At 37.3% G+C, this 16,027-nt stretch carries 12 protein-coding genes; 10 read left to right on the plus strand and 2 right to left on the minus strand.

What is annotated here, in order from left to right; genetic code table 11:
* The first annotated feature begins 34 nt into the window (after positions 1-34).
* Together BUF13_RS00285 and BUF13_RS00290 are read left to right on the plus strand one after the other, a co-directional pair.
* Positions 35-1,432, plus strand: a complete 1,398-nt coding sequence (locus BUF13_RS00285; protein ID WP_073569759.1) for a UDP-glucose 6-dehydrogenase — start codon at positions 35-37, stop codon at positions 1,430-1,432.
* Positions 1,433-2,668: a WcaI family glycosyltransferase gene (locus tag BUF13_RS00290; RefSeq protein WP_073569760.1), complete on the plus strand. Its 1,236-nt coding sequence runs from the start codon at positions 1,433-1,435 to the stop codon at positions 2,666-2,668.
* Positions 2,669-2,727: 59 nt separating this feature from the next.
* On the opposite strand, the gene BUF13_RS00295 is transcribed toward BUF13_RS00290, so the two are convergent.
* Positions 2,728-3,126, minus strand: a complete 399-nt coding sequence (locus tag BUF13_RS00295) for a helix-turn-helix domain-containing protein (protein ID WP_073569761.1) — start codon at positions 3,124-3,126, stop codon at positions 2,728-2,730.
* Positions 3,127-3,358: 232 nt separating this feature from the next.
* On the opposite strand from BUF13_RS00295, the gene BUF13_RS00300 reads away from it, so the two are divergent.
* Both BUF13_RS00300 and BUF13_RS00305 read left to right on the plus strand, forming a co-directional pair.
* A complete protein-coding gene (locus tag BUF13_RS00300; protein ID WP_073569762.1) occupies positions 3,359-3,619 on the plus strand; it encodes a hypothetical protein in 261 nt (86 codons plus the stop codon).
* A gap of 1,086 nt (positions 3,620-4,705) precedes the next feature.
* Complete coding sequence (locus BUF13_RS00305; protein WP_073569763.1) at positions 4,706-5,350, plus strand: DUF6266 family protein; 645 nt, start codon at positions 4,706-4,708, stop codon at positions 5,348-5,350.
* A 1,299-nt stretch (positions 5,351-6,649) separates the two neighbouring features.
* On the opposite strand, the gene BUF13_RS00310 is transcribed toward BUF13_RS00305, so the two are convergent.
* Positions 6,650-7,351, minus strand: coding sequence for a sugar transferase (locus BUF13_RS00310; RefSeq protein ID WP_073569764.1), 702 nt, complete (start codon positions 7,349-7,351; stop codon positions 6,650-6,652).
* A gap of 250 nt (positions 7,352-7,601) precedes the next feature.
* Between BUF13_RS00310 and BUF13_RS00315 the strand changes: the two genes are divergently transcribed.
* The 6 genes from BUF13_RS00315 (at position 7,602) to BUF13_RS00340 (ending at position 15,987) form a co-directional block, all read left to right on the plus strand.
* A complete protein-coding gene (locus BUF13_RS00315) occupies positions 7,602-8,762 on the plus strand; it encodes a glycosyltransferase family 4 protein (protein WP_073569765.1) in 1,161 nt (386 codons plus the stop codon).
* 128 nt (positions 8,763-8,890) lie between these two features.
* Positions 8,891-10,027 (plus strand): aminotransferase class I/II-fold pyridoxal phosphate-dependent enzyme, encoded by a 1,137-nt coding sequence (locus tag BUF13_RS00320; protein WP_073569766.1) that lies wholly within the window; start codon positions 8,891-8,893, stop codon positions 10,025-10,027.
* Between the two features lie 35 nt (positions 10,028-10,062).
* Positions 10,063-10,638, plus strand: a complete 576-nt coding sequence (locus BUF13_RS00325; RefSeq protein WP_317129060.1) for a sugar transferase — start codon at positions 10,063-10,065, stop codon at positions 10,636-10,638.
* A 263-nt stretch (positions 10,639-10,901) separates the two neighbouring features.
* A complete protein-coding gene (locus BUF13_RS00330) occupies positions 10,902-12,812 on the plus strand; it encodes a polysaccharide biosynthesis protein (RefSeq protein ID WP_073569768.1) in 1,911 nt (636 codons plus the stop codon).
* A gap of 135 nt (positions 12,813-12,947) precedes the next feature.
* A complete protein-coding gene (locus BUF13_RS00335; protein WP_073569769.1) occupies positions 12,948-14,528 on the plus strand; it encodes an NAD(P)/FAD-dependent oxidoreductase in 1,581 nt (526 codons plus the stop codon).
* Between the two features lie 79 nt (positions 14,529-14,607).
* A complete protein-coding gene (locus tag BUF13_RS00340; protein ID WP_073569770.1) occupies positions 14,608-15,987 on the plus strand; it encodes an exonuclease domain-containing protein in 1,380 nt (459 codons plus the stop codon).
* Positions 15,988-16,027 lie beyond the last annotated feature (40 nt).

Genomic DNA, 16,027 nt, shown 5'->3' on the forward strand with positions numbered 1-16,027 from the left:
ATTCAATTATTATAAAAATACTTATCATATTTAAATGAAAATCTCCAATATTTGTTGTATCGGCGCAGGATATGTAGGAGGACCTACTATGGCTGTAATTGCTCAAAAATGTCCTGAAATTAAAGTTACAGTTGTTGATATCAATGAAGCTAGAATCGCTGCCTGGAATGACGAGAACTTAGATAATCTGCCGGTATATGAACCAGGATTGGATCAGGTTGTAGCAGAAGCAAGAGGAAGAAATTTATTTTTCTCTACAGAAGTCGATAAGTCTATCAAGGAAGCCCAAATGGTCTTTATTTCTGTCAATACTCCTACTAAGACTTATGGGGAAGGGAAAGGCCAAGCTGCTGATTTGAAATGGATAGAGCTTTGTGCCAGACAAATTGCAGCTGCTTCGGGTACAGATAAAATCGTTGTTGAGAAATCTACACTTCCAGTAAGAACGGCTGAGGCTGTAAAAGATATTTTATCAAATACAGGTGGGGGAGTGAAATTTCAAATTCTTTCCAATCCGGAGTTCTTAGCAGAAGGTACAGCAGTTGAGGATTTACAGAAGGCTGACCGAGTTCTTATAGGTGGTGAAAATTCTCAGGAAGGAAAAGAGGCAATTGAAGCATTGGTTGAGGTATATGCACATTGGATCCCAAGAGAGAAAATATTAACAACCAATGTTTGGTCTTCTGAACTATCCAAATTGACAGCCAATGCAGTTCTGGCACAAAGAGTATCTTCAATAAATGCCCTTTCTGAATTGTGTGAAGTAACTGAAGCAGATATTGATGAAGTATCTCGAGCAATTGGTGCGGATAGTAGAATTGGAAGTAAGTTTTTGAAGGCCTCAGTAGGTTTTGGTGGCTCATGTTTTCAGAAAGATATTTTGAATCTGGTTTATATTTCTCGATCCTATGGATTGACAGAAGTTGCTGACTATTGGGAGCATGTGATCAAAATGAATGATCATCAAAAAGGTAGATTTGCTAAAAAAATCATCAAATCTCTTTACAATACAGTAAGTGGTAAAAAGATAGGTTTTTTAGGGTGGGCCTTTAAAAAGGATACAAATGACACCAGAGAATCGGCGGCTATTTATGTTGCTGATCACCTACTGAATGAAAAGGCTAATATTTCTATTTTTGATCCAAAGGTTAAAGAAACTCAAATAAAATTCGATTTAAACTATTTGCAAACCCGTTCAAAAGAAGAAAATGATACTTTGGTTTCAGTTGAAATTGATCCATATGTAGCCTGTAAAGATTCCCATGCTATTGCTATTTTAACTGAGTGGGATGAATTTAAATCATATGACTGGCAGAAAATTTATGATTCAATGTTGAAACCTGCTCAAATTTTCGATGGTAGAAATATATTGAATCATGAAGAATTAAGGGAAATTGGATTTCGAGTTTACGCCATTGGCAAACCACAATAAATGCGAATTTTAGTATTTGGAATCAATTCAGCACCTGATTTAACAGGAATTGGTAAATATACTGGTGAAATGAATGCCTTTTTGGCGGAAAATGGGAATGAGGTTACTATGGTAACGGCCCATCCCTATTATCCGGAATGGACTTATCATCCTGATTATCCCAAATATTTTTGGAAAACGGAAAAAAAGGATGGAGTAAAGGTATTTCGTTGTCCTCTCTATGTTCCAACAAATCCTACGGCTGCAAAGAAGATTTTGCATGAATGTACTTTTTTGATTAGTTCTATTCCGGTTTGGTTGAAACTTCTCTTCTCCAAAAAGTATGATTATGTGCTCAGCATTAACCCACCTTTTCATTTAACAGTCTTTCCTTTATTCTATAAGTGGATAAGAGGAGGGAAGTTGATTTCACATATCCAGGACCTTCAGGTGGATGTGGTGAATGATATGGGGATGATAAAAAACAAAGGCTTTTTAAAGGCCATGTTTGGAGTAGAGCGCTTTTTCCTAAAACAAAGTGATTGGGTAAGTACAATCAGCTTGGGAATGGAAAGGAAAATTGCTTCCAAGGGAGTTGAGGAATCTAAACAAATTATGTTTCCCAATTGGGTGGATACTGATTTTATTAAACCAATTAAAAAGCAGAGTTCGTTAAGATCCAATTTTGGAATCTCAAATCAGGATAAGGTTGTTCTTTATTCAGGAAATCTTGGGGAGAAGCAGGGCTTAGAATTGATATTGGAGGTAGCTGATCGATTTAAAGAAGAATCCAATATTAAGTTCTTGATTTTTGGATCTGGTGGAGCCAAAGAGCGTCTAGAGGCTATGAAGGAAGAAATGGGATTAGAAAATGTAATGTTCTTTCCGCTTCAAGCTTATGAGGACCTTCCTAAGTTATTGGCAGTCGCTGACTTACATTTAGTTCTTCAAAAGAAAGAAGCCTCGGATTTGGTGATGCCATCCAAATTGACAGGGATTTTATCTGCTGGAGGATTGGCTGTAATCACTGCTGTTCCAGAGACTACGCTTTATGAAGTTGTCTCTGATAATAAAATGGGGATATTAGTGGAGCCAGGCTGTGCCGATGCTTTATATAATGGAATTGAAGATGGCTTAAATAAAGTAGGAAGCGAACAATTAAAATCCAATGCCAGATTCTATGCAGAAAAGTATTTGGCAAAAGATGCTGTATTGGGAGCTTTTGAAAGAAAATTAAAAGAGGAATTGAAATCTTAGGAAGAATAGGGGGAACCCAATTTAAAATAAAACAGAAAAGGAGGCTTCGGTCTCCTTTTTTATTTCTGTGTCAACTCTTTTAGAATTTCTACTTTTTCTCTTTCTGATTCTAAAAGACGTTCATAAAGCTTTTTGTTTTCTTCCAAAGCTTCAACCCATTTTTCTATAGGGTTAAAAATTGGATTATTATTAACAACGGCTGAGTTATCATTAAAGGTGCTGGAAATTACATTGATAGCTTTTTCCTCGTCAAAATTCTTAATTGCTTCAGAAGGAACTTTTAGAATCTCAGCTACTTGACGAATCAGAGCTTCTTCCACTTCTTCTTTCTGCTCCAAGAGACTGATTTTCTTTTGGGACCAGTCTTCACCCAACTCGAAAGCCAAGGCTTCCTGCTTGATTCCCATCATTTCTCTGAATCTCTTGATATTTCGGCCGTGGTGGATCTTGTCGCTCATAATTTTTATAAAAAAGAAAGTTATAAAATTCTCCTAAAATAGTCTAAACTAATTTATTCAGTTCTGTCAATCTAGGCAATAATAGATACCCTAAAAATGAAGATTCACTTGAAATTTGATCAAACTTTATTCGAATAAATTATTCCTGGTCTTTTCTGAAAAATCCCTTGAAGGAATACTTTAGTTAATCAATTGTTTTCAATTTGAAGTTTTCAATTAGCTGCTTATCATTATGAATCTTTTTTTTGACCATTCCGAAAATGCAATATTTGAGTTCTACCATGGCCATGACATCAATCGCTATCTCTGGGAGATTTACCAATGTTGGATGCTGGAACTTTCCCAGAGAGATAATACTTATCTGGACATTAGTAATAGACAGTATTTTTTTGAGCTTTTGGCAAATGAAATATTCAAAGGCTTAAAAAATTATCAATCTAAGAAGGATATGGAATTAGGCATTCCAAAATCAAACTCATCTATCAAGCCTTGAATTCTAAATTTTGATTAGCCTTCAATCTTAGCAGTTTAATAAGGAAAGGCTAAAAAGTAGCTATGAAGTTCCAGCATTGGAATCTTTGCTTATTAGCCATCATTCGTCACAACTTTTTGGCCGACAAGGACCATGGGCCTCTACCATCCACTGGCAAGGTAAATTTTATTTGGGCTAAAGTGGCATACCTATTCAAAATTACCAGCCCCAAAAGATGTTCGTGAAGACACGAACATGGGCGTTTATCAATTCCCTATTCCCGAATCCCTAACACAGAGCCACAGAGAACGCTAAGGTTTCACAGAGTTTTTTGAAAAAGTCTCCCAATTCCCTAATCTCTCTTCTCCAATCTCTCCTCTCTTTTCCCCAATCCCTCCCGGTTCTTATCGGGATCCCAATCCCTATTCCTCAATACCTAATCCCCAACAATGAAAACGCCAAAGGCATACAACAATTACAACACTTTAAATTATTGGTTTTTCAGACTTCTGCCTTTAGCTTTCTGAATTAGACTCCTCATGGGAGTTTGCCAATTCCCTATTCCCGAATCCCTAACACAGAGCCACAGAGAACACTGAGGTTTCACAGAGTTTTTTGAATAAGTTTCCTAATCTCCCAATCCCTCCCGGTTCTTATCGGGATCCCAATCCCTTTTCCCTATTCCCCATTACCATGCCTAAAATCCAACCATAACAACGCCGCAGGCATATAACAATTACAACGCGAAGTTCACAACTATTACAACACTATTCACCAATCCCAATTCCCTAAACACCAATCTCTCCTCTCTTTTCCCCAATCCCTCCCGGTTCTTATCGGGATCCCCATTCCCTAACCCCCCTTTAAAATTGAATTGATCTTGCCAGGCAGTTCGCTCATAAATTTCCTATAGCAAAGGCTAATCATAGCTTAGGTTTATACAGGGTTTATCCAAGGTTTAAGCAGGTTTTAATCTAGGTTTATTTAAGAATCAAATGGATAAAATCTGAATTTGATTGGTATAGAACTTTCTTTTTTCTGGATTTAGCTTTGAGTATTAAAGACTTATATGTACTTTAATATTAGGTTTACTAAGAATTAAATACAATGGCGAAATTATCTGAAAATAGTCTGATTCAGCCTCAGGGAAAAGTGGGGAGATTTACTTTTTATAAACTAAATGGGAAAACCATTATGAGGTCTTTGCCTGATGGGCCTCATAAGAACAAAACCCATCCCAGTAAACTTCAAAAGGTCTATCAAAACAGGTTGAAAGAGGTCAATGCATTCCTTCGTCCACTAAAGCAAATATTAGATTTTGGATATCAAAACTTTCTTGATCAGAAGACTGGTGTAAATTGGGCTCATTCTCCTTTGGCAACAAAAGGCTATAATCATAACGCGAATCCACGGATAAATCCTGAATTTCTACAAATAAGCAAGGGGAATTTATTGGGGCCTGAGAATCCTTCAGTACAAATTTCTGTTCAAGGGATTTTGATAAGCTGGCTAAACAATTGTTATGATGGTAATGCCAGTGAGTTTGATGAATGTTATATTTTATTGAATCATCCAGAAACAAAAAAATATCTCTGGAAAGAAAAGGTAGCAAGAAGGAGGGACCTTCAATGTTTGATTTCTACTTCAGAATTTGATTCAGAATTATCCTGGGATCTATATTTTCTTTTTCATAGGGAAATGAGCCAAAAGAGGTGCTTGATTTCTGATTCTGTTTATTTAGGAAAGGTATAGATCTGCATTCAGGAACTAGGGTTAAGGGAAGACTTAATTTTTTTCCAAGAAACCACAGAGTTCACTGAGTTTTTATAGAGAATTAATTGTTGATAGTGTATTGTCTATGATCCAGTGGGTTTTCATTGTTGTATGCCTTCGGCGTTGAGATTGGAAAAGAATTGGAAAATTGAAAGATTGAAAAATTGCAAAATTGGGAAATCGGATAAGAAGGATTTAGTGGTCGGTGTTCAGTGATTAGCTTGTAAGTTGTAAACGGTAAGTGGTTAGTAGTCCATTGACCACAGTCCATAGTTCAATGTTGGAGGTTAAGTCAGAAAGCTAAAAGTTGAAAGGGTTGTGATGGTTATGTGCCTTTGGCGCTGTGATAGTTAAAGAATTGGAAAATTGAAAGATTGGAATATTGCAAAATTTGGGAATCCTTTTAACACAGGGAGAGAGCAGGTAATGGAAGTTGGAAGGGTTGTTTTTGTTGTCTGCCTTCAGCGTTTTTATGGTAGGGAAGAGGGAACTAATATATGAGAAATATATCAAGAGGCTCAAAGGTGAAAGCAGAAAGGGGGTTGATGGGTGTACGCGGAGTGTTGATGAACGCTAAATTTTGAATATCAAATTTCGAATATCGAATAAAAATTTGCCTTAAATGGTCTCAACCTTGAATAGGCCTGGGCTTTAGCCCAGGTTTTATAGATAGAAACAAAGGCCATTTCCCACGGCTACGAGATATAAATTGACCACTAGACTTGGTGCCGAGGAGTGGACGAAGAATCAATTTTTAGGCACATTTGATAATTTCTTTTTGAACTTGCAATCTTTTATGATGGATGCTAGGAATTCCCAACCCCAAGTTACACAAGGGATGAAATCCGGTAAATAGATGTTCGTGAAGACACGAACATGGGCGCAAGGACGAACAGGAGCATTAAGATGTTCGTGAAGACACGAACATGGGCGTTTACCAATTCCCTATTCCCGAATCCCTACCACAGAGCCACAGAGAACACTGAGGTTTCACAGAGTTTTTTGAAAAAGTCTCCTAATCTCCCAATTCCTCCCGGTTCGACCTATAAAAACGCCGCAGGCATACAACAATTACAACACGAAGTTCACAACTATTACAACACTATTCCCTAATCCCTAATCTCTCTTCTCCAATCTCTATTCTCTTTTCTCCAATCCCTATTTCTTTGGTACTTGATTCTTGGTTCTCGGATCTTGGTTCTAGATATCAAATTCCCTTAAAATGAAAAAAGACAACCCTTCACCGAGTTGCCTTTTAAAATTAAGCTGTCTGAAATATTAATGAGCATTCCCATTATCAGTAAAAATAGACTTGATGGTCATGCCAATAATTTTTATGTCGAAGTAGGGATCCCAATTTTTGATATAATACATGTCCAATTTATAGCGGAAGTACATTGAATTAGGAACTTGTGTTTCTCCCCTGTATCCCTTGGCTTGAGCCAATCCTGTTAAGCCGGGTTTAACTAAATGACGATTTTTAAAACCTTCTATTTTTTCGGCATACTCATCATTTTGTTTAAGAATTTGAGGTCTTGGGCCTACCAAAGACATATTGCCATATATTACATTCAATAATTGTGGCAATTCATCCAAGCTGGTTTTTCTCAAAATCTTACCCACTCTGGTTATTCTTGGATCATTTCGAGTTGCTTGCTTAATGTCTGCATCCTTGTTCACCACCATTGTTCTGAATTTGTAACAATTAAATGTGGTATTATTCAACCCCTCTCTGCTCTGTTTGAAAAATACAGGACCTTTGGAATCGAGCTTAATTAATATAGCAATGATAGGAAAAAGCCATGATCCTACTAGAATCATATAGCCTAAGGAAAGTCCTAAATCCACGGCCCTTTTAATGGTTAAGTTTTGCCAATTAAAATGTTCTGAGAATAGTCTTTCGTCAGATTCTTGATTTAGTACCTTTTCTTCTATCGTTAACCTTGGATAACGATGAATATTCTGAAAATCTTCTAACATTAGTTTGGTGGTTAATTGAAAAAATTGTTGGTTCCGTTTATCTTGGGTACTATAAAAGTCTAAATTATTAACGATTTTTCACAGAAAACACTGATATTTTTATAAATACATAAAATTGTATTTTGTTCATAAAAAATAGGCTGCAAGTAATTTTTGGTACGGTTTTTTAGTAGAAGCACGTAAAAAGCACTAGCTTTGAGTCGCATAATGCTGATTTTCATCGTTAGGTAGGAAACCGACTATTAACAAAATGACAAATATTTTTGCGCTTTTAACTGCTTTTTCAATTGGGATTTCCATTTTTCCTGTACTGATTAAAATATTTACCAAATTTAATTACTCAGATAGCCCAGGGGGACGAAAGATTCATTTGAATGAAGTGCCTTCTATGGGAGGTATTGCTTTTTTTATTGCTGCTTTATTGTCCATTCTGATTTGGAATTGGCCTTTATCTCCTTTAAGCTATAGATTTCTGATTGGGGGAATTTTATTGGTGTTTTTTGTGGGGCTTCGAGATGATATGGTAGAATTAAGGGCCTCTAGAAAATTATTGGGACAACTTATCGCCGTGATCATGGTTGTTGTAGCCGCAGATATCAGAATTAAGGATTTGCACGGATTTTTGGGAATAGGGGAATTGCCTCTGATGATATCTTATGGTTTTTCTGCATTTGTTCTTTTAGCATTGACTAATGCTTTTAATCTAATAGATGGTTTAGATGGCCTTGCCGGGACTATGGCTGTTATCGTTTTTTCTTGTTTAGGTTTGTGGTTTATGTACCATGGCTTGGAAAGCTTAGCAGTTCTTTCTTTCACCTTTTTAGGTGGGGTTTTGGCTTTTCTGGTTTTCAATTGGCACCCTGCAAAAATCTTTATGGGTGATACCGGGTCTTTAACATTAGGTTTTACCATGGGGGCTTTGATTATCGCTTTTATGGAACATAATGCTCTTTTACCTGAAAATTCTTCTCCATGGAGATTTGAGTCTATATTCTCTATGGGGGTAGCACTAATGATGTTCCCTTTATATGATATGGCAAGAGTTTTCTTCCGTAGAATAAAAAGAGGGAAAGGGCCGATGACTCCTGATAAGAGCCATGTTCACCATTTTTTAATGAGAATGGGTTTGAAGCACAATCAGGTTTCTTTGATTTTAGGAGGGCTTCAGCTATTATTTATTGCCATTGCCATTGGAATGAAAAACTATTCAGATCATTTGGTATTGCCGCTAATTTCAATCTTAGCTCTTTCATTAGGCTTTTGGCTGGATACTGTTGCTGTTAAAAACGTTAAAAAGAAGGTCTCCAAACTTCCTAGAGTTTTAGAAGTGAGTCCGAAGAAAACGTTGGATAAATCCAAAATTGATATCGATCTGAAAAAAATCACTGACTCGAAGGTTAATATGAATTGATGAATTTGACGTTTAAACACATAAAATGCCATTAAAGGAAATTTTTTGTTTTAACTAATTTTTAGGTTGGTTGGCTTTTTGCATATTAGCTAGTAAGTTACGGTCTAATACTGCTTTCAATCTTATTAATGGCTTACCAGTACAAACTTTCTGCTCCAATATTTGATGGGAATGAATTGATTTATTCCCAACAAGCAATTACCTCTGGGCAACTGGCTACAACTGGTAGTTTTATTGATAAATTTGAAAGTAAGCTGAGTAAAAAGCTCAAATCTCATCAAGCTGTAGCTCTTAACTCTGGAACAAGTTCGCTTCATTTAGCCCTAGTTCTTTTGGGCATTTCTTCGGGCGATGAGGTAATCTGTCAATCCTTTACTTTTTGTGCCTCAGCTAATCCAATTATTTATTTAGGAGCGAAACCTATTTTCGTTGATAGCGAAAAAGATACTTGGAATATGTCTCCGGAATTGTTGGAGGATGCAATCATGCACCGAATTGCGCATGGGAAAAAGCCTAAAGCCATTATAGTAGTTCATTTATTTGGTATGCCTGCCAAAATGAAAGAAATAATGGAAATTGCTACTAAATATCATATTCCAGTTTTGGAAGATGCTGCAGAGGCTGTCGGAAGCAAAATTGATGAAAAATCCTGTGGGACTTTTGGCGACATTGGAGTTTATTCATTTAATGGAAATAAAATTGTATCAGCAGGTGGAGGAGGAGCATTGATAGCAAATGATTCTTCTTTGGTACAAAAAGCCCGTTATTTATCTACTCAAGCTCGCGAAGACCTTCCTTATTACCAGCATTTGGAGATAGGGTATAATTATAAAATGAATAATCTTTCTGCTGCTATCGGGTTAGCCCAGATTGAGCAATTGGATAAGTGTGTCAAGAAAAGGAGACAGATAAATTCCAATTACAGAAAACTTATAGGTGGTATTCCAGGAATTATATTCCAAAATGAGATTCCTGGTGCATTTTCTAATTATTGGCTAAGTACAATTTTAATAAATGAAAAAGTCACTGGATTCAACAATGACCAGTTAAGAATTGCATTTATGAAGAATGGCATCGAAACACGCTTTCTATGGAAACCCCTTCACATGCAACCGGTCTTTAAAGAGATTCAATTTTTTGGAGGAGATACCTCTAGATCCTTTTTTCAAAAAGGAATTTGTTTACCTAGTTCAGCCGATTTGACCTTTGAGGATCAAGAAAATATAGTCGGTGTTATAGTTAAAGAGTTGGCAAAAACATTCTAGAATAGGTGCTATATAATAAAATTGGAAAGAGATTGGTGGACCTATTTCTATCATCTCTGCTGTTTCTCCTTTTATTGCCAATTTTTTTCATTCTATTTCTTATTCTTTCCATCCACTTTAGAGGGAATCCAATTTTTACTCAGCCTCGTCCTGGTCTTAACTCTCAAATTTTTCAGATTTTGAAGTTTAAAACAATGAAAGATACCCTGAGTGCAAAAGGAGATTTGCTACCAGATTCCGAGAGAATTACTGATTTGGGTAGGTTGGTAAGGAAGTTCTCTTTAGATGAAATTCCTCAACTCCTCAATGTGATCAAAGGCGATATGAGCCTAGTTGGACCTAGACCTCTTTTGGTTGAATATTTACCCCTTTATTCCAAAGAGCAAATTAAAAGACATGATGTAAGACCCGGCGTTACAGGTTGGGCCCAAATTAATGGTAGAAATGCCATTTCCTGGGAAGAGAAATTTCAATTGGATGTGTATTATGTTGATCACATCTCTATCATTTTAGATTTGAAAATACTATTCATTACTTTTTTTAATGTAATCCAAGGAAAAGGAGTTTCTCAGCAAGGTCACGTGAGTATGGGGAAGTTTGAGGGTAATTGAGGAATTCATCCATAATTCATTTTCCCTTAATCTTAAATTTTGTAGAAATTTTATCTTTATTCAATCAATTTCTTCAAGCTCTTATTTTCCGTATGTAATTCTTTTTTTGCTGAAAGTCCTTGGTTTAATGCAAAATAAAATTGGATACATCCGAAACTTACCCAAGGATGTTTGGTGAAATTGTAAAAAAAAGCTTATTTTGTGTGCAATTATAATTGTTTTGGCACATCAATTAACCAACCATATTTGAATCCAATTCTACTATGAATTTTTTGACTCGGTTAAAAATCCTTCCACGATGGATTATTGCCACCCTTGATGCAGTGATACTTTTCCATTGTGCCCTTTTCGGATACCTGGTTCGTTTTAACTTTGAATTAGCTCTAATAGAGCAAAATGATGCAGTTGCTGGATCCTTTACTTTTATGGTAGGTGGATTATTGGTAATGCAAAACACCAGAAGTTATGAAGGAATTGTTCGTCATACAGGGTTTAAGGACGGCTCCAATATTTTTAAAACCATTGGAATTAATTTCGTGCTGTTTCTATTCTTGAATTTCTTTCATGGGAACTTCCTGAATGACCGCTTCCTATTGCCGACTTCGGTCCTTATTATCGCTAGTTTGTCATCTCTTTTCAGTTTGATCTTTTATCGATTACTGGTAAAAGAGCTTTTTGTCTATATCAAGTATGGCTTGGTTCAAAAAGAGCTTAAAAACGTTGTCATTTTTGGAGCGGGAGAATCTGGGATTATCGCTCAAGAAGCTATCAAAGGAGACGGAACGAGCTTTTATAATACTGTAGCCTTTTTGGATGATGATTCTAAAAAGGAGGGGAAAAACATTTCTGGAACTCGCATTTTTGAAGGGTTGACGGAGTTAGAAAGACTTGTAGAGCAGCATTCTGTTTCTGAGTTAATTATTGCTGTTAGGGATCTTTCCGTTCAAAGAAAAAGAGAAATCATTGATGAGTGTTTAAGACTTAAAATTTCTGTTTCAATAATACCTCCTGTTGATCAATGGATAAAAGGTGGTCTGACAACAGGAGCAATTCGAGAAATTAAGATTGAAGATTTGCTTTCAAGGGAGCAAATTAAATTGGACAATCCAAGAATTCAGGAAGACCTTATGGATAAGGTAGTTTTGGTAACTGGTGCTGCTGGATCAATTGGTTCTGAACTTTGTCGTCAAATTTCACATTACCAGCCGAAATTGTTGGTGATGTTGGATATTGCGGAATCGGCATTGTATGATGTGGAAAATGAATTTCGTGAGAGCTATCCTAATTGTCCTATCAAAATCATTTTGGGTGATGTAAGGAATAAAAAGAAAATGCGGGAAGTATTTAAAAACTTCAAACCGCAAGTAGTATTCCATGCAGCTGCATACAAGCACGTTCCTATGATGGAGAATTATCCTGAGGAAGCTATCCAGTCAAACGTGTTGGGAACAAAGATTCTTGCCGACCTTTCAGTACTTTCCCAAGTGGATAAGTTTGTGTTTGTTTCTACTGATAAAGCTGTAAACCCTACCAATGTGATGGGGGCAAGCAAGCGCGCAGCGGAAATGTATGTTCAAGCTTTGAATGAATACCTAGAAGTCAATCACAAAAAATACCACACGAAGTTTATTACAACTAGATTCGGTAATGTTTTGGGATCTAATGGATCGGTGATACCATTATTCAAAAAGCAAATTTTGCATGGTGGTCCGATAACAGTGACTCATCCGGAGATTACAAGGTTCTTTATGACTATTCCTGAAGCTTGTCAATTAGTATTGGAAGCTGGAGTCATGGGACATGGTGGTGAGATCTATGTGTTTGACATGGGAGAAGCTGTGAAAATTTTGGATTTGGCGAAGAAGATGATTCAGCTTTCTGGAAAGCGTGTTGATGAAGATATTAAGATAGTTTTCACAGGTTTGAGAGAAGGAGAGAAGTTGTATGAGGAACTGCTCAATGATTTTGAAACAGTGAAAATTACCCATCATCCTAAAATCAAAATAGCTCAAGTATTACCTTCTGCCTACCATAAGGTAGATGGCCAAGTTGAGCTTTTCCAAGAATTGATTCAAAAAAGTTCGGAAAATGAAATTGTCGGTCACTTGAAGACTATAGTTCCTGAATTCATTTCAAACTCTTCTAGATTTGAGGTTTTGGATAGATTGAATTAATCTTCCCGGAAAGCAATTAAACATTGAAAGACTGCAAATGCAGTCTTTTTTATTTTAGAGCAATTTCTCTTTATTACTGAAGCTAGTGTAAATTTGCATTTCAAATACCCATAGTTTAAGGATAAACACCTTACCATGAAAAAGACCTTCACACTACAGCTAAGCCCAAAAGAGGCTTATGATCCTGAAATATTCAAACAAGTGGTCTTGAAAAAAGCAGGATTAAAGAGTGACGAAAAAGATTGCTCCGTTCGTCAAATCAAACGATCAATCGATGCTCGCGGCAGGAATGTAAAAGTCAATGTTGAGGCTGAGTTGTTTTTTCATGAACCCCCGACTCCACGATTTGACCCTCCTACCAAATATCAATCGGTAAAAAATTCTGATCCCATCATCATAGTTGGGGCTGGACCAGCAGGGCTGTTTGCTGCACTTCGAGCTATTGAGTTAGGAGTGAAGCCCATTGTGATTGAAAGAGGAAAGGATGTTCAATCGCGAAGACGGGACTTGGCAGCAATCAATAAGGATCATTTCGTAAATCCAGATTCCAATTATTGTTTCGGAGAAGGAGGGGCAGGAACTTATTCGGATGGGAAACTCTACACAAGGTCTAAGAAAAGAGGAGATGTCCGTAGAATAATGGAAATCTTGGTTGCTCATGGGGCAACAGAAGAGATATTGGTTGATGCTCATCCCCATATCGGGACAAATAAATTACCTGTATTGGTGACGAAGCTACGGGAAAGTATTCTAGATGCCGGTGGGGAAGTCTTATTTGATACTCGTGTAGAAGACTTTGTGATAGAAGAAAATGAATTAAAGGGAGTTGTAACTCAAGATGGTGAGAAAATCCATGGCCTTGGGGTTATTTTAGCTACAGGACATTCTGCTAGGGATATTTTTGAATTACTTCATGCAAAGAATGTATTAATAGAGGCCAAACCTTTCGCTTTGGGAGTTCGAATTGAGCATTCTCAAAATTTGATCGATCAGATTCAATATCATTGTGAGGTTGACAGGGGACCTTATTTGCCTGCATCTTCTTATTCTTTAGTTCAACAAACCCAATTCAAAGGAAAACAAAGAGGTGTATTTAGCTTTTGTATGTGCCCGGGAGGGTTTATTGTTCCCGCTGCAACTTCTCCAGGAGAATTGGTGGTGAATGGAATGAGCCCTAGTCGAAGAGATAGCAAATTTGCGAATTCTGGAATGGTGGTCGCTGTTGAATTGGAGGACCTTCCGCAATATCAAAAATACGGGCCTTTGGCAGCCATGCATTTTCAAGCAGAAATCGAGAAAAAAGCTTGGGAAGTGGGAGGGAAGACCCAAGTTGCTCCTGCCCAAAGAATGATGGATTTTGTAAATAGAAAATCCAGTAGCACTTTGTTGGATACTTCTTATCAACCTGGCTTAGCTTCTTCCAATATGGATGAGGTTTTACCTGATTTTATTGCCGAAAGAATGCGATTTGCTTTCAAAGCTTTTGGGCAAAAAATGAAAGGTTATTTGACCAATGAGGCCCAATTGATCGGAGTGGAAAGCAGAACCTCATCTCCTGTTCGTGTGCCTCGAGATCGAGAAAGCTTTGAGCATCCAGAACTAAAGCGTTTATATCCTTGTGGGGAAGGAGCCGGATATGCTGGCGGGATTGTTTCTGCAGCAATGGATGGAGAGCGCTGTGCGGAAAAGCTTATCGAGGCCTATGTGAAAGCCTAAAAAGCTTCATATAAAGACATTTGTTGTCAATTTTATTTATTTACAACTTTTTGAAACCTTCCTCGGTTATCTTTAAACAATGGAATATGCAATCGTGGATATTGAGACAACGGGAGGTAATTTCCGGAATGGAGGGATTACTGAAATCGCTGTTGTCATTCATGATGGTGAATCCATTGTTCAAGAGTATCAGACTCTAATCAATCCAGAGCAATCTATTCCAGCTTATATCACTGGTTTGACCGGGATTGATAATGAAATGGTAGCTGATGCTCCTACCTTTGAAGAGATTGCAGAGGAGCTGATAGAACTTTTGGAAGGGCGGGTTTTTGTTGCTCATTCAGTCAACTTTGATTATGGTTTTATCCGTGAATTTTTTTCGAGAGTTGATTACGAATTCAAGCCGGCAAAGCTATGTACGGTTCGTTTGAGCAGGAAAGCATTTCCCGGCCAGCGCTCCTATAGTTTGGGAAGAATTTGTGAACAATTAGATATTCCCATTCTTGCAAGGCATAGGGCAATGGGTGATGCTAAAGCAACGGCAATTCTTTTTGATAAGGTTTTAAAAGGACATTCTGATGTTATTTCTTCCAGCTTAAAAAGGAATTCGGGTGAATCCTTTTTGCCTCCCAATTTTTCTCTTTCCAAATTTCGAGAAATCCCAAAAGCATGTGGCGTCTATTACATGCTCAATGACAAAGGAAAAGTGATTTATGTGGGGAAAGCGATCAATATTCAGGAGCGATTCAAAGGTCACTTTTCGGGTCAAAGTCATCCCCATCTCAAGCAACAACTCAAGGCTGAAGTTTTCGATCTGAAGTGGCAGCTGACAGGGACAGAATTTATGGCTTTAATGGTCGAAACCCTTGAAATCAAACGGATTTGGCCGAAATACAATGCAGCTTTAAAACTGCCTAGAACCCTTTGGGGATTGTTTTCTTATCAGGATGGAAATGGATATACCAGATTCCAAATCGCAAAAATGAATAAGTCTCTCCAGCCATTGGAGACCTTTTTTTCCTCAGATGAGGCGAAAGAGTATCTCAAAACGGGGATCAATACCTATGAGCTTTGTCCAAAGCTTTGCGGGCTCAGAAAAGTGAATTGCAAGGTAATTCAGGACTCTAGCTGCCTAGGAGCATGTGCTTCCGAAGAAAAGCCTAAAGAATATAATTCTCGGGCTCAGGATTTTATCCAAAAGATAAAAGAAAGTAAAGGAGGACTCAAGATTGAGTTCCCTGGTCGGGAAGAGGAGGAAAAAGCAATCTGTATTTTCGAGGCGGGGATGTTGACTGAATATGGATTTGTCAAAAATGATGATGAGCCATTGGAAAGAGTGAGACCTTATCCAGAGACTTCTTATTTATTAAAGCAATTTTTCCATCAGATTGATCCAGAGCAGATTCAGGTAATTGCTCCTAGAAAAGGCCCTCAGACTGTTCTGAGTTTTGATTTTTGATTCAAAAAAAAAATAGCCCTGAGAGATCCCAAGGCCAATT

The sequence above is a fragment of the Algoriphagus zhangzhouensis genome (assembly GCF_900148515.1).
Classification (GTDB): Bacteria; Bacteroidota; Bacteroidia; order Cytophagales; family Cyclobacteriaceae; genus Algoriphagus; species Algoriphagus zhangzhouensis.

Coding starts and splice junctions, on each gene's coding strand:
- BUF13_RS00285 (WP_073569759.1), top strand. CDS start 35: ATGAAAATCTCCAATATTTGTTGTATCGGCGCAGGATATGTAGGAGGA.
- BUF13_RS00290 (WP_073569760.1), top strand. CDS start 1,433: ATGCGAATTTTAGTATTTGGAATCAATTCAGCACCTGATTTAACAGGA.
- BUF13_RS00295 (WP_073569761.1), bottom strand. CDS start 3,126: ATGAGCGACAAGATCCACCACGGCCGAAATATCAAGAGATTCAGAGAA.
- BUF13_RS00300 (WP_073569762.1), top strand. CDS start 3,359: ATGAATCTTTTTTTTGACCATTCCGAAAATGCAATATTTGAGTTCTAC.
- BUF13_RS00305 (WP_073569763.1), top strand. CDS start 4,706: ATGGCGAAATTATCTGAAAATAGTCTGATTCAGCCTCAGGGAAAAGTG.
- BUF13_RS00310 (WP_073569764.1), bottom strand. CDS start 7,351: ATGTTAGAAGATTTTCAGAATATTCATCGTTATCCAAGGTTAACGATA.
- BUF13_RS00315 (WP_073569765.1), top strand. CDS start 7,602: ATGACAAATATTTTTGCGCTTTTAACTGCTTTTTCAATTGGGATTTCC.
- BUF13_RS00320 (WP_073569766.1), top strand. CDS start 8,891: ATGGCTTACCAGTACAAACTTTCTGCTCCAATATTTGATGGGAATGAA.
- BUF13_RS00330 (WP_073569768.1), top strand. CDS start 10,902: ATGAATTTTTTGACTCGGTTAAAAATCCTTCCACGATGGATTATTGCC.
- BUF13_RS00335 (WP_073569769.1), top strand. CDS start 12,948: ATGAAAAAGACCTTCACACTACAGCTAAGCCCAAAAGAGGCTTATGAT.
- BUF13_RS00340 (WP_073569770.1), top strand. CDS start 14,608: ATGGAATATGCAATCGTGGATATTGAGACAACGGGAGGTAATTTCCGG.